Origin of the sequence: Clostridium saudiense (assembly GCF_000577815.1) — a bacterium.
GTDB lineage: Bacteria > Bacillota > Clostridia > Clostridiales > Clostridiaceae > Clostridium > Clostridium saudiense.
On record NZ_CBYM010000005.1, the window covers coordinates 101033 to 114824 of the forward strand.

A 13792-nucleotide genomic window follows, 5' to 3' on the forward strand; every position below is an offset into this window, starting at 1 on the left:
TATAATAAACATAGAAAATGAAACGTTTCAAAAGTGTAAAAATATAAAAACCGGGGGGTTGGACTAAAATGAGTAAGAATTATAAACAAATTAGTGAAAACATTTTACACAATATAGGTGGAAAAGAAAATGTTGTTAGTGCAGCACACTGTGCAACACGTTTAAGATTAGTACTTAAAGATGATGAGAAGATAAATGTTAAAGAAATCGAAGAAATGCCAGCGGTTAAGGGAAGCTTTAATACATCAGGTCAATTTCAAGTAATTTTAGGTTCAGGTGTTGTTGATGAAGTTTATAAAGAGTTTATAAACTTAGCTAATATTAAAGAAGGAAGTAAGGATGAACTAAAGAAAGAAGCAGATAAAAAACTAAATCCATTACAAAGATTATTAAAATCTTTAGCTGACGTTTTTGTTCCTATACTACCAATATTAGTTGCAGCAGGATTATTAATGGGAATAAATAATATATTAACATCTCAAGGATTATTTATTGAGGGACAATCTATAGTAGAAGCATATCCACAATTTAAGGATTTAGCAGAATTAATAAATACATTTGCTAATACAGGATTTGCATTTTTACCAATATTCTTAGGATTCTCAGCAGCAAAAGCTTTTGGAGGAAATCCGTATTTAGGTGCTTGTATTGGTGCACTTATGATACATTCAGATTTATTAAATGGTTATAGTTATGGTGCAGCCGTTGTAGAAGGAACTGTACCAGTATGGAATATATTTGGATTAACTATAGCTAAGGTTGGATACCAAGGAACTGTACTTCCAGTTTTAGCAGCAGCTTTCGTTTTAGCTAAGGTTGAAAAGACATTGCATAAGATTATACCTTCAGTACTAAATAATTTATTAACACCTTTATTTACAGTGTTTATTACTGGAATATTAACATTTGTTGTTATAGGACCTGTAATGAGAGGATTAGGTGATGGAATAACATCAGGATTACTATGGTTAATAAATACACTAGGACCAATAGGGGGAGCAATATTTGGATTCTTATATGCACCAATAGTTATTACAGGTATGCATCACAGCTTTGTAGCTATAGAAACTCAATTATTAGCAGATATAGCAACTACAGGTGGCTCATTTATATTTCCAGTTGCAGCAATGTCAAATGTAGCTCAAGGTGCAGCAGCATTATCAGTACTTCTTATTTTAAGAAAAGATAACAAGATGAAAGGAATAGCATCAGCATCAGGTATATCTGCTTTACTTGGAATAACTGAACCAGCAATATTTGGTGTTAACTTAAAGTTACGTTATCCATTCTTTGGAGCAATGATAGGATCAGCAGTTGGATCAGCTTATGTAATGCTTACAAAAGTTCTTGCAATATCTCCAGGGGCAGCTGGATTACCAGGAATTATATCAATTAGACCTACATCTATAGTAAACTATATAATTGCAATGATACTTTCAATGGTTGTAGCTGTTGTATCAACAATTGTTATAGCAAAGTTTATGAATAAAAAACAAGTGACAAATGATGAGCAAGTAGCTGCATAGAAGTGTTTTAAAAAATAGGAGGAATTAGTAGTATACTAATGCCTTCTATTTTGTAATTAATAAATAATTATAAGATATTAGACGAGGAGAAGTAATATGAAAGAGTGGACAAGAGAAGAGAGATATAGAACAATTTTAGATGTATCAAATGAAGAAATAATAGAGTTAAAAAAGGTAGTAGAGAGTTGTCCATATAGACAAAAGTTTCATATTCAGCCTACTACAGGACTGTTAAATGATCCTAATGGATTTTCTTATTATAATGGTGAATATCATTTGTTTTATCAATGGTTTCCATTAGGGCCTGTTCATGGGATAAAGCATTGGTATCATGTTTCTTCAAGGGATTTAGTTAATTGGAAAGATTGTGGAGTTGGAATAATTCCTACTGAACACTTTGAAAGTCACGGAGCATTTTCAGGAAGTGGTATAGTTGAAAATAATAAACTTCATTTATTTTATACAGGAAATACAAGAAATGAAGAATGGATAAGACATCCATATCAATGTTTAGCTATAATGGACAGTAATGGAGAAATAACAAAGAATAGTGAAGCTGTTATAAAGGATTTACCAAATGGATATACAGATAATTTTAGAGATCCTAAAGTGTTCAAAGATAATGACAAATATTATTGCTTAATTGGAGCTGAAAGAAAAGAAAATTTAGGAACTATAGTATATTATGAATCAAATAATTTATTAGATTGGAAGTTTAAAGGAGAAATAAAAACAGATTTCTTTGGTAATGGATTTATGTGGGAATGCCCAGATTATTTACGCTTTGATAATAAAGGAGTACTTATATTTTCTCCACAAGGCTTAGAGGTAGATGGAGATAAATATCAAAATATATTCCAAGCTGGTTATTTAATAGGTGATAAAATTGATTTTTCTAATGGTGAATTTAAGCATGGGGAGTTTAATGAGTTAGATAGAGGATTTGATTTTTATGCACCTCAAACTACTGAAGATGAAGAAGGAAGAAAAATATTAATAGGATGGATGGGATTACCAGAAATAGATTACCCTACTGATAAAAATGGATGGGCTCATTGCTTGACTATACCTAGAGAGTTAGAATTAAAAGGTGATAAGTTAATTCAAAAACCAGTAAAAGAATTAGAGCTTCTTAGAGGAGAAAAGATTGAGTGCTCATATAAATTGAGTAATGAGGAAAAAGATATAGTTGGATTCAATGAAAAAACATATGAATTAATTTGTAACTTTAATAATATTACTGGTAGATATGTGGGAATAAAATTAAGAAAAGGAATTGATAGTGAAACTGTATTTTATTACGATATAGAAAATAAAAAGTTAGTATTAGATAGAAGTAAATCAGGAGAAGTATTTGCAACGGAATATGGTACAGAAAGAAGATGCGAATATAATGAAAAGAGTTTAAAAGTGCGAATATTTGTAGATGTTTCTTCAGTTGAGATTTTTGTTAATGATGGAGAAGAAGTATTTACTTCAAGAATATTTACAAAGGATGCAAGTAATGGGGTTGCTGTATTTGCTGATGGACAAGCAAATGTAGATATTGATTTATGGAAGATTAATTACTTAAAATAATTAATATATAGGTACTAATACAATCCATTGATTGGCTAATAGATAATATTTAGTATATAAAAGAAAAGTAAGAGGTTATCGCAAGTATATTTTTTATCTACTAATGCGAAAACCTCTATTTTTAAAAGAATAATATTATTATCTTATAGTGTAAACATACATATGATACTTTGTTATACGCTTGTGTGGATTTCTTATAGGGCATTTTTAGATAATTTATTATTTGTTTTCAGATTTACTATACTTATGATTTATATTAACACGACAGTGTACTATTAATGTCAAGTCAGTAATAAGTGTATAAAGTCCGGCATTGAAGAGTCTATTATTAGTAAATATAATATTATAGGAATATTTAAGAAATATAGATAAAATTTATGAATTAAATACTATATTTATATTAGTTGAATGCTATAAATTTTGATATAATCTTATACATAACAATGTTAAAAAATAAACAAAGTTTGATTAAAATAATTCTGAGGTTGTAAATTAAATTAGTATATACAATTTTATGGATAATTTTGAGATAAGAGGAGTATGATTATGTTTAGAAGTAAATATTTTACAACTGGGCTAGGAATATACATGAGTTATTTTATGCTAGGTATGGCTCTTATTTTACTTTCATCAAATATGGAATTTGTAATAAATCAATTAAATACAGATGTAGCAGGGATTACTTTTTTAATTTCAATAGAAGGGTTAGTACGTTCAGCAACAGTATATATTAGTGGAAGATTATCAGATAAATTTGGGAGAAAGCGTATTTTGTGCTTATCTCCAATATTTGAAATAATTTTTTTATTTGGTATACCTTTTGTACATGACTATAGAATGGCTTTAGTACTATCAGTATTTGCAGGACTATCACATGCTTTTGTAGATTCTTCAAGTTATCCTTCCTTAATGGAATGTTTTCCAAAAACTCCAGGAACAGCAACTGTTGTAGTAAAGGCCTTCATAGCAATTGGTGGTATAATGTTACCAATAATAATAGCATTTTTTGTCAATAGAAATATGTTTTATGGAAATACATTTTTCTTAATTGGGATAATGTATCTTATAAATGGTTTATTTTTGTTTACTAGAAAATTTCCTAAGGCAAATCAAACAGAAGTATCTGAAGATGGAAAAATATTAAATAAAAAGAATTTTATTTCAGAACCAGTGTTAAAAAAAGAGGGAATAACTATTATAATAATAGGATTTACATCTAATGCTATATATACAGCATTTCAAATATGGATGCCTACTTATGGTCAAAATATTTTAGGGATGAGTCAAATAAATTCTTTAAAATTAATAACATATTATAGTATAGGATCTCTTATCTCAGTTTTTATATTAGCAAAACTTTTACAAAAGACAATAAAGCTGGTATTAGTACTGGTTATATATCCAATAATAGGAATAATTTCACTTGTGTTGGTATTATTAATAAGAATAGAAATAGTTACAAAAATAGGTTTTACTTTAATTGGATTATCGTCAGCCGGAGTGTTACAAATGGCTCAAACTACAATGGGTGAATTTTTTTTGGAAAATAAGGGTGCAACAATAGGGATGGTTTCTACAGCTGGAGGAATAGCATCAGCAGTTATTCCAGCATTAACAGGAATAATTCTAAAATATTATGATATCTTACATGTATTTTATTTTCTTATGATCATATTTGCAGTTGGAATATTTTGTGCTATTTTTACAAAAATAAGATATGATAAAGTTATTTCAAATAATTAAATATTATATATAAAGGAAGAAGATAATAAGATGTGTTTATAACATTTACTTATTATCTTTTGATTTTTTTATTCGATTATGGGTAAGAATATTAATTTAATTACTAGTTATAAAGAATGTAATAAATTAGCGGTTATTCAAGAATATATAAAGAAATTTATAAGTTTATAAATTTCTTTATAGCATTAAATAATTCATCACTAATTATATGTTCCATTTTACATGCATCTTTTTCAGCAATGTCATGAGGAAGTCCTAAAATTTTTACACAAAAAAGAGTAAGGACTTCATGTCTCTCATATATACTTTGAGCTTTTTTAAGACCAACTTCATTTAATATAATAGAGCCATCGTCTAGAACATCGAGGTAACCACTAGATTTTAATAGGCCTACGGCTCTACTAACACTAGGTTTACTAAAACCAAGTTCTTTAGCAATATCTATAGATCTTACTTTTCCATTTCGTTTATTTAATATAAAAATTGTTTCTAGATAATTTTCTCTTGATTCATGCATATTAAATCTCTCTTTTCACTAATAAGTTTTTGATTTGATGATCTGGCTTGGTGATAAACCAAAATGTTTTTTAAATAATCTACTAAAATAATATGGATCGTCGTAGCCAATATATGAAGCAACTTCATGAACCTTATAGCCACCTTTTAGCATCTCAAAAGATTTTTTTAGGCGACATTGGATAATATAGTCAATAGGCCTAATTCTCATATACTTATAAAAGAGATAAGAGAATTGTTCAGGACTTTTATTATATCTATCTGCTAGACTTTGTAATGTAATATGGTAACAGTAGTTTTCTTTAATATATTGAACAGAGTTTTCAATCATCTCTTTTTGTGAATTAATAGAATTGGGAGTAGAAAACATAGTAGAAATTAATGATTGAAAAACTACTTCTTTTTTTAATTGTTTCTTTAAATTAGAACTACTGCAAATTAGGTAAAATTCTTCTAGCAATGAAGTGAGTTGAATAAAGTTATCAATAAAAAATTCAAATGTAGAATTAGAATAATTACCTTTTTCAGAGTAGTTAGAATAATAAATATTTATATGATGAAAAGGATCATCTCCAATAACATTAAAGGATACCTTTTTATGTGGACATCCATGTATAATTTTACCAGGCTCTGCTATAAATTTTTGGTTAGAAAAGCAAATTTCAGATTTTCCACTAATGGGAATTATAAAAGCAGAACGCGTAGTTTCATAAGTCATGGTATCATTAGGTAACTTGATAAATTTACTTATATTAATATCATCAGAGGATAAAAATAAAAATTCTTTTGCTAATAAATGCTTATCATTAACCATCTTAAGTTCCCCTTTCTCTATATAGTTAGCATATGCTAACTATATTAGAATTATAGATAATGTAAAAATTTTTGTCAATAAATTTAATAATTGTCCATTATATTATAGAATTATGTATTCTTTTTTTAAAAGGGTAGATATATACTAATTTAAGGTTAGCGATTGCTAACTTAAGAAAATATGTTTTGAATTGGAGGTTATGATTATAGATTATTTATATGAAAATAGTTTAAAAGACTTGAAAGGTAATAAAAGAAGATATTATTTCATATTAATCATGCTTATTATTGCCTTAGTTGTATCTGTAGTATTTGCTGTTTCAATAGGAGCATTTAAGGTAGATATAAAAACAGCATATGAAATTTTATGTTATAAAATTTTGGGTATTGGGGCAGAAAATGCTGAAATATTAACTAAAGGTTCTGCATACAATGTAATTTGGTCTATACGTTTTCCAAGAGTAATTTTAGGGGCAGTAGTAGGAGCAGGTTTAGCACTATGTGGATGTATTATGCAAGCTTGTGTTCAAAATCCGTTAGCAGAACCATATATATTAGGTATATCATCTGGAGCATCATTAGGTGCCACTTTTTCAATTATGCTGGGGGTTAGGGCTTTTTCTTTATTTAATGTATCTGGTGTGGCATTTTGGTCCTTTTTAGGAGCTATGGTAGCATCATTTATGGTGTTAAGATTAGCATCAATTAATAAAAAAACATCTTCAACTAAGCTAATTTTGGCAGGTACAGTAATAAATGCCCTTTGTACAGCTTTTTCAAACTTTATAATATCTATTGCAAGTGATGCTGAAGGAATGCAAAGTGTAAAATTTTGGACTATGGGATCTTTAGCATCGGCTAAATGGGAGTCTATAACAACTCCGTTGATAATAACTATCATTTGCTGTGCATATTTTTTAACTCAGACAAGATTATTAAATACTATGCTAGTTGGTGATGATGCAGCTATTACTTTAGGAATGAATTTAAATAAAAAAAGAAAGATATACATGGTTTTAATTTCTATACTTACAGGAGTATTGGTTTCAGCTTGTGGTGTTATTGGATTTGTAGGATTAGTTATTCCTCATATTGTACGTTCATTAGTAGGAGCAGATCATAAAAAGTTATTGCCAATTTGTATTTTATCAGGAAGTATATTTTTAGTGATAGCTGATACTGTAGCAAGAATCATTATACCAAATTCGGAAATGTCTATTGGAATAATAACATCATTAGTTGGTGCACCATTTTTTGCTTATATATTAATTAAAAAAAGTAACAGTTTTAAATAACAAATAGAGGTTGAAATTATGAATTTATCTATTGAAAATGTAACAGTAAAAATTGATAAAGTAGAAATAGTAAAGTCATTATCATTACATGCTAAAAAGGGTGATTTTATAGGATTAATAGGACCAAATGGAAGTGGTAAATCTACTTTACTGAAATCAATATATGGGGTTTTAAAGTATGATAAAGGTTCTATTAAATTTGATGATAAAGATATAAAAACTATTAGCTTATCAGAGATAGCAAAGGAAATGGCTGTAGTGGGACAATTTAATACGATTAATTTTGAACTTAGTGTATTAGAAATTGTATTAATGGGAAGAAGTCCTCATTTAGGAGGTTGGGAAAGAGAAAAGGAAGAAGACTATAAAATTGCATTAGATGCAATAAGAAAAGTTGGAATGGAGAAATCCATTAATAGAAGTTTTTCAACATTATCTGGTGGAGAAAAACAAAGAGTAATTTTAGCAAGGGCATTAACTCAAGAACCACAAATACTTATTTTAGATGAACCTACAAACCATTTAGATATTAAATATCAAATTGAAATTTTATCACTAGTGAAAAGTTTAGATATATGTGTAGTTGCAGCATTACATGATTTAGCATTAGCAGCACAGTTCTGTAATGAAATATATCTAATTAAAAATGGAGAATTAAGGGCTTGTGGAAAACCAAAAGATATAATTACTACAGAGATGGTAAAAGAAATATATGAAATAGATTGTGATATTGTATATAACGAGAGGACAAGCACTATAATGATTAGCTATTATCCTTTGGAATATAAATAAAAAAATATAGTTAGGAGATTTAACAGTGAAAAGAAAGATTATACTTCCACTAATAGTGGCAACAACACTAGCATTAGCTTTAGCAGGATGCGCTAAAACAACAAATAAAATAGAAGAATCAGAGTCATCAACGACTGCTAATGAGCAAACAATAAATTATCCATTATCATTAGAGGTATATGATAATGAAGGGAATAAATATACAGAAACTTTTAATGAAGCACCATCGCATGTAATAACAAATAATCAATCATCATTAGAATTATTATTAAAGTTAGGATTACAAGATAGTATTATAGGAACTATAGCATTAGATAATGAAATTCCAGAAGAACTAGAAGAGGAGTTTTCAAATATTAATATAATAACTGAAAGTAAAACTGAACCGGCTAAAGAAGTAATTGTAGGTATGAGTCCAGATTTAGTTATTGGTAGAGCTGCTACATTTATAGATGATAGATATGGGACAATCGAAAGCTTAAATAGTATGAACATAAATGTTTATACACAATTAGCTAGTTTAATGAACGGAGAACAATCATTAGATAATATTTTTGAAGATATAAAAAATGTAGGAAAAATATTTAATGTAGAAGATAAAGCTAATACTTTAGCAACAGAATTATCAGAAAGCTTAAAGTCAGTAGAAGATAAAGTTTCAACATTAGAAGGAGAGCCTTTAAAAGTTTTAGTTATGACAGCTTATAATGATGGTTCGTATAATGTATTTGGAGCAAACTCTACGTTGCAAAATGAAATTTTAGAAGTTCTAGGTGGAACTAATGTAAATGAAAAAGGTGGGGCTCAATCATTAGAAAATTTAATGAGTCTTAATCCTGATGTTATATTATATGTTTATAATAATAAGAATTTAGAAACTGATTCAGTAGCAGTAGAATCATTATATAATAATAGTTTAATACAATCTGTACCAGCAATTGAAAATAAAAAGGTTTTTGAAGTTTCTTATACTGAGTTCATGGGCTATGGATATAGAACAATTGAATGTATAGAAAATCTTGCAAAGGAAATGTATCCAGAGTTATTTAAGTAAATATAAAATAGGAGATTTATATTGATGTTAGGAAGTATTAAGCATGAACATATATTAGGCAGAGAGATATTTATATATCTTCCTCCATCTTATAAAAATAATAACAAAAGATTTCCTGTATTATATGGTAATGATGGGGCAGAACTTTATAGGTATTCAGATAGACTAATTGAGAGTTTTGAAAAAGGATTTAAAGAAGGAAAGTTAAATGAATTTATTTGGATAGGAATTTATTCTGAAAAGAGAATTCATGAATATACACCGTGGCCAGCACCATCACTAGCACCTAAATTTGATGATTTTGGTGGACAAGGAAGAGAGTATATAGAGTTTGTTGTAAATGGAATAAAGCTATATATTGATAAGAATTATAACACTAAATATGATAAAAAAAATACTTGGATTATGGGATATTCATTAGGAGGATTAATTTCTGTATATTCATTATATGTAACTAATGTATTTGGTAAAATAGCTAGTGTTTGTGGATCTTTTTGGTATAAGGGTATGGTTAACTGGATTACAGAGAATAATATGTTGAATGAAGATTTTCAATTATATATTCATTATGGCAGAAAAGAAGGACAAGATAAAAAGACACTTCAACAAAATGCTGTTATTTGTACTGAAAGTATAATTGAAATTTTTAAAGATGAGCTAGGATATATAGAAGATATAGATGTATCCAGCGATGATGGTGGACATCATCAATATATGGAGCAGAGATATATTAATGCTATTTATTGGTTAGCTAAGAAATAATATTTAATATGCAAAGAATGGTAAGGTATTTACAGTAATAAGTACCTTACCATTTTTTAATTTAGGTGATTTTAAAAAGTTTATTATGATGTTTAATATTGTGTATTTAATACAATATAATGGTATCGATTTTCTTTACCATTAAACAATAAAAGAATATTAGTGATATAATTGTTTAAAAATATAAACAATTGAACCATAGAAAATATAAATAAGTGAGTAAATAAAAAAAAGATGTTATGAGGGAGTATAGGTATGAAAGAGAAAATAAAAATTAATATACTAAATTGTGGTGAGGTTGGAGTTGATCTTGCAGTGCCTTTTAGAGATGTATCTAAAAATCCCATAGCATATACAGGAATTGGCAGGAGTAAAAAGTTGCGAGTATGGTTGCCAGTTACTTCTTATTTAATAGAGCATCCAAAAGGAAATATATTAATAGATACTGGATGGCATACAGATGTTAGAAGTAAACCTATAAAACATTTGTCACCATTATTATATATAGCAAGTAAACCTAAATTGCCTAACGGAAAAGCTGTAAATGAGCAGCTTGAAAAATTAAATATACAAACTAAAGACTTAGACTATGTATTTCTTACTCATATGGATTGTGACCATGCAAGTGGATTAGAGTTAGTTAAAGATGCTAAAAGAATTATGATATCAAAAGAAGAGTTAGAGGCAATAATAAAAGGAAATGTTAGATATTCTAAAAGGTTTTGGAGTGGAATAAATATAGAAGGTTTTACAATGGAATACTCAGAGTATGGACCATTTAATAGAGGGTACGATGTTTTTGGCGATGGAACTGTAGTATTAATAGATACAAAAGGCCATACTGAAGGTAATGTTGTAGTTATGGTGAAAAATAATAATAAATTTATATTAATTACAGGTGATTGTGGGTATGCCAAGGATTCATGGGAGAATCTACGTATACCAGGGCCATTAGTTAATAAAGAGGATATGATAACATCTTTAAAATGGATTAGGAATATGGCTAATAAAAAAGAGTGTATGGGGGTATTTGCAACACATGATTTAAAGGTTAAAGAAGGAATAATAGTTTTATAGAAAATATCAAGAAAGGTAGAGGTAAACACATGAAAAAATGCCATGAAAGAAGATTGAAGCTTGCAGAAGAGTTAAAATCATGTCAAAAGGCTTTTATAGCTTTAGGGGATGAAACTAGACAGCAAATTATAATAACATTGCTTGAAAGTGAAGTTCATGGAATAAGAGTAGGAGAAATAACAGATAAAACCCATCTTTCAAGACCAGCAGTATCACATCATTTACGAATATTAAAAGAGGCTGGAATAGTAAGTATGTATAGAGAAGGTACTAGAAATTATTATTATGTAAGTGCAGAAGAAACTATATGGAAGCAGCTTGGAAATTTGTTTTCTAGAATAAATGAAATAGTTGATGAGATATCAGAAAAGGAATGTTCAAAAAGCCAAATAGAAATAGAATCCAATAAGGATTTTATATAAGAATATATATAAATGGGGAGGTTAATTAAGAATATTATTGAGGCAATTAATAATCGTCATTCAGTTCGTAGATATACTGATAAGAAGATTGATGAAAATATTAAAAGTGAGTTATTGGAAACTATTGATGAATGCAATAGGGAAGGAAATTTAAATATTCAGTTATGTATAGAAGAACCTAAAGCCTTTGATAGTTTTATGGCTCATTACGGCAAGTTTTGCAATGTTAGAAATTACATTGCTATAGTTGGAAAGAAAGGCAATGATTTTTATGAAAAGTGTGGATATTATGGTGAAAAGGTAGTTATTAAGGCAACTCAATTAGGTTTAAATACTTGCTGGGTGGCGCTTACGTTCAGTAAGGGTAATGCAATATGTAGGATTGAAGATGGGGAAAAGTTATGCTGTGTAATAGCTTTAGGATACGGGGAAACTCAAGGTGTTGCGCATAAAAGTAAACCTATAGAACAACTTTGCAGGGTAAAGGGAGATATGCCAGATTGGTTTAAAAGAGGAATGGAAGCGGTAGTTCTAGCCCCTACGGCTATGAATCAACAAAAGTTTCTTATTAGTTTAGATGGAAATAAAGTAAATGCTAAGGCGTTAACTGCATTTTATAGTAAGTTAGATTTAGGAATAGTTAAATATCACTTTGAAGTAGGCGCTGGAAAAGAAAACTTTGAATATATCTAAATAGGTGATATAACTACACTAGTATATATAAACACATACATTTTTAGTATGTGTTTTTTATAATTAAATTATAGATTTGGTTATGATTTATTTAATGATGCATACATTATAAACTCATATTATAAATAACTATTGACCCTATAGTTACTATAGACTTTATTATGGTTAGAGAAACAAAAATGGAGGTAAAATCATGATAAAAGAATTTTTAAAATATGCAGTTCCTTCAGCTTTAGCCATGTTTGTTTCATCTCTATATACAATAATTGATGGAATTTTTGTTGGACAAGGTGTTGGAGACTCTGCATTGGCAGCAGTTAATATAGTTATGCCATTTACTATAATGCTATTTGGAATAGCAACTATGTTCGCGGTAGGTGGTGGAGATCTAGTATCTAAAAATATAGGTGCTAATAATAAGGAAAAGGCTGTAAAAATATTTAGGCAAGTATTTAAGTTTTTGTTAATTATAAGTATAGTTATAAGTCTAGTTGCAGTTGTATTTTCAAAATATATAGTAAGAATATTAGGAGCTACAGATACATTGGTGCCTTTAGCATCAACTTATTTAAGGTATTATAGTTTATTTTGTATTCCAAATTTAGTTGGTATTGCATTAAATAGCTTTGTTAGAAATGATGGAAGACCAAAGCTTGCCATGATATCAACATTATTAGGGGCGGTAACTAATATAATTTTAGATTATACATTTATATTCCCATTAGGGTTTGGAATAAAAGGTGCTGCAATAGCTACTGGTCTTGGTCAAATAGTTACTATAGCGATATTATTACCTCATTTTATAATGAAGAGAGGTATATTAACTTTTGGAAATATAAAATTAGAAAGTAAAATAATAAAGGAATTTATTATTATAGGATTTCCATCTTTCTTTGCGGAAGTAAGTTTTTCCATAATAATATTCTTTATGAATTTAGCATTGGTTAAAACTGGTGGAGAAATAGCTTTATCATCTTTTGCAATAATTAATTATATAACAACAAATATTTATATGGTATTACTAGGTCTATCAATAGGAGTACAGCCATTATTAAGTTATAATTATGGTGCAAAAAATTCAAAAAAAATGTTAAAATTTTATTCTATAACAATGAAATCAGCATTTATAATAAATATAGTATTTATGACTGTATGCTTTGTATTTGGAAAAAATATGATAGCTATATTTACTTCAGATATTACAATAGCTAATTCAGCATATATAGGTTTAAATTTAATAAATATTGCATTTATTATGGTTGGGTTTAATTTAACAAGTACAGTTTATTATCAAGCAATAAATATGCCTGAAATTTCTAATATTTTTTGCATTTGCAGAAGTATAATATTACTTCCTATATCATTATTTATTTTATCTAAATTGTTTGGAATCAATGGTATATGGATTAGTTTATCTATATCAGAGTTGATAACATTTATAATATTAAGTTATTCTATTAATATTAAGACGTATACTACAAAGTCTATTGCTAAGGCTAGTTAACATAGGAGATTTTTTAT

13 protein-coding genes are annotated in these 13792 nt (G+C 28.2%); 11 read left to right on the top strand and 2 right to left on the bottom strand.

The window, feature by feature from the left end:
- Positions 1 to 68 precede the first annotated feature (68 nt).
- From TY07_RS04340 to TY07_RS04350, 3 genes are all read left to right on the top strand, one after another.
- On the top strand, positions 69 to 1526 hold the full coding sequence (locus TY07_RS04340; RefSeq protein WP_042395876.1) for a sucrose-specific PTS transporter subunit IIBC: 1458 nt from the start codon (positions 69 to 71) through the stop codon (positions 1524 to 1526).
- Between the two features lie 96 nt (positions 1527 to 1622).
- Positions 1623 to 3104 carry a glycoside hydrolase family 32 protein gene (locus TY07_RS04345; RefSeq protein WP_042395879.1) on the top strand — a complete coding sequence of 494 codons (1482 nt, stop codon included), beginning with the start codon at positions 1623 to 1625 and terminating at the stop codon, positions 3102 to 3104.
- Between the two features lie 546 nt (positions 3105 to 3650).
- Positions 3651 to 4847 carry an MFS transporter gene (locus TY07_RS04350; RefSeq protein ID WP_042395881.1) on the top strand — a complete coding sequence of 399 codons (1197 nt, stop codon included), beginning with the start codon at positions 3651 to 3653 and terminating at the stop codon, positions 4845 to 4847.
- A 157-nt stretch (positions 4848 to 5004) separates the two neighbouring features.
- Here TY07_RS04350 and TY07_RS04355 read toward each other — a convergent pair whose 3' ends face one another.
- Entirely contained in the window at positions 5005 to 5364 is a 360-nt protein-coding gene (locus TY07_RS04355; protein WP_042395883.1) for a metal-dependent transcriptional regulator, read from the bottom strand.
- 18 nt (positions 5365 to 5382) lie between these two features.
- A complete protein-coding gene (locus TY07_RS04360; RefSeq protein ID WP_042395885.1) occupies positions 5383 to 6177 on the bottom strand; it encodes an AraC family transcriptional regulator in 795 nt (264 codons plus the stop codon).
- A 199-nt stretch (positions 6178 to 6376) separates the two neighbouring features.
- Here TY07_RS04360 and TY07_RS04365 point away from each other — a divergent pair, with 199 nt between their 5' ends.
- The 8 genes from TY07_RS04365 to TY07_RS04400 all read left to right on the top strand — a co-directional run bounded on the left by TY07_RS04365 (position 6377) and on the right by TY07_RS04400 (position 13775).
- Positions 6377 to 7471 (top strand): FecCD family ABC transporter permease, encoded by a 1095-nt coding sequence (locus TY07_RS04365; protein ID WP_042395888.1) that lies wholly within the window; start codon positions 6377 to 6379, stop codon positions 7469 to 7471.
- A gap of 18 nt (positions 7472 to 7489) precedes the next feature.
- Positions 7490 to 8263 carry an ABC transporter ATP-binding protein gene (locus TY07_RS04370; protein ID WP_042395891.1) on the top strand — a complete coding sequence of 258 codons (774 nt, stop codon included), beginning with the start codon at positions 7490 to 7492 and terminating at the stop codon, positions 8261 to 8263.
- A 25-nt stretch (positions 8264 to 8288) separates the two neighbouring features.
- Positions 8289 to 9317: an ABC transporter substrate-binding protein gene (locus tag TY07_RS04375; RefSeq protein WP_042395894.1), complete on the top strand. Its 1029-nt coding sequence runs from the start codon at positions 8289 to 8291 to the stop codon at positions 9315 to 9317.
- A 24-nt stretch (positions 9318 to 9341) separates the two neighbouring features.
- Positions 9342 to 10079, top strand: coding sequence for an alpha/beta hydrolase (locus TY07_RS04380; protein WP_052330610.1), 738 nt, complete (start codon positions 9342 to 9344; stop codon positions 10077 to 10079).
- Between the two features lie 255 nt (positions 10080 to 10334).
- Positions 10335 to 11156, top strand: coding sequence for an N-acyl homoserine lactonase family protein (locus TY07_RS04385; protein ID WP_042395898.1), 822 nt, complete (start codon positions 10335 to 10337; stop codon positions 11154 to 11156).
- A 29-nt stretch (positions 11157 to 11185) separates the two neighbouring features.
- Positions 11186 to 11578, top strand: a complete 393-nt coding sequence (locus tag TY07_RS04390; protein WP_042395901.1) for an ArsR/SmtB family transcription factor — start codon at positions 11186 to 11188, stop codon at positions 11576 to 11578.
- A 12-nt stretch (positions 11579 to 11590) separates the two neighbouring features.
- Positions 11591 to 12271 carry a nitroreductase family protein gene (locus TY07_RS04395; protein ID WP_042395903.1) on the top strand — a complete coding sequence of 227 codons (681 nt, stop codon included), beginning with the start codon at positions 11591 to 11593 and terminating at the stop codon, positions 12269 to 12271.
- Positions 12272 to 12464: 193 nt separating this feature from the next.
- On the top strand, positions 12465 to 13775 hold the full coding sequence (locus TY07_RS04400) for an MATE family efflux transporter (protein WP_042395906.1): 1311 nt from the start codon (positions 12465 to 12467) through the stop codon (positions 13773 to 13775).
- The last annotated feature ends 17 nt before the right edge of the window (positions 13776 to 13792 follow it).

What these genes read in the sequence shown, in the direction of transcription:
- TY07_RS04340 (WP_042395876.1), top strand. Translation starts at nt 69, where the DNA reads ATGAGTAAGAATTATAAACAAATTAGTGAAAACATTTTACACAATATA.
- TY07_RS04345 (WP_042395879.1), top strand. Translation starts at nt 1,623, where the DNA reads ATGAAAGAGTGGACAAGAGAAGAGAGATATAGAACAATTTTAGATGTA.
- TY07_RS04350 (WP_042395881.1), top strand. Translation starts at nt 3,651, where the DNA reads ATGTTTAGAAGTAAATATTTTACAACTGGGCTAGGAATATACATGAGT.
- TY07_RS04355 (WP_042395883.1), bottom strand. Translation starts at nt 5,364, where the DNA reads ATGCATGAATCAAGAGAAAATTATCTAGAAACAATTTTTATATTAAAT.
- TY07_RS04360 (WP_042395885.1), bottom strand. Translation starts at nt 6,177, where the DNA reads ATGGTTAATGATAAGCATTTATTAGCAAAAGAATTTTTATTTTTATCC.
- TY07_RS04365 (WP_042395888.1), top strand. Translation starts at nt 6,377, where the DNA reads ATGATTATAGATTATTTATATGAAAATAGTTTAAAAGACTTGAAAGGT.
- TY07_RS04370 (WP_042395891.1), top strand. Translation starts at nt 7,490, where the DNA reads ATGAATTTATCTATTGAAAATGTAACAGTAAAAATTGATAAAGTAGAA.
- TY07_RS04380 (WP_052330610.1), top strand. Translation starts at nt 9,342, where the DNA reads ATGTTAGGAAGTATTAAGCATGAACATATATTAGGCAGAGAGATATTT.
- TY07_RS04385 (WP_042395898.1), top strand. Translation starts at nt 10,335, where the DNA reads ATGAAAGAGAAAATAAAAATTAATATACTAAATTGTGGTGAGGTTGGA.
- TY07_RS04390 (WP_042395901.1), top strand. Translation starts at nt 11,186, where the DNA reads ATGAAAAAATGCCATGAAAGAAGATTGAAGCTTGCAGAAGAGTTAAAA.
- TY07_RS04395 (WP_042395903.1), top strand. Translation starts at nt 11,591, where the DNA reads ATGGGGAGGTTAATTAAGAATATTATTGAGGCAATTAATAATCGTCAT.
- TY07_RS04400 (WP_042395906.1), top strand. Translation starts at nt 12,465, where the DNA reads ATGATAAAAGAATTTTTAAAATATGCAGTTCCTTCAGCTTTAGCCATG.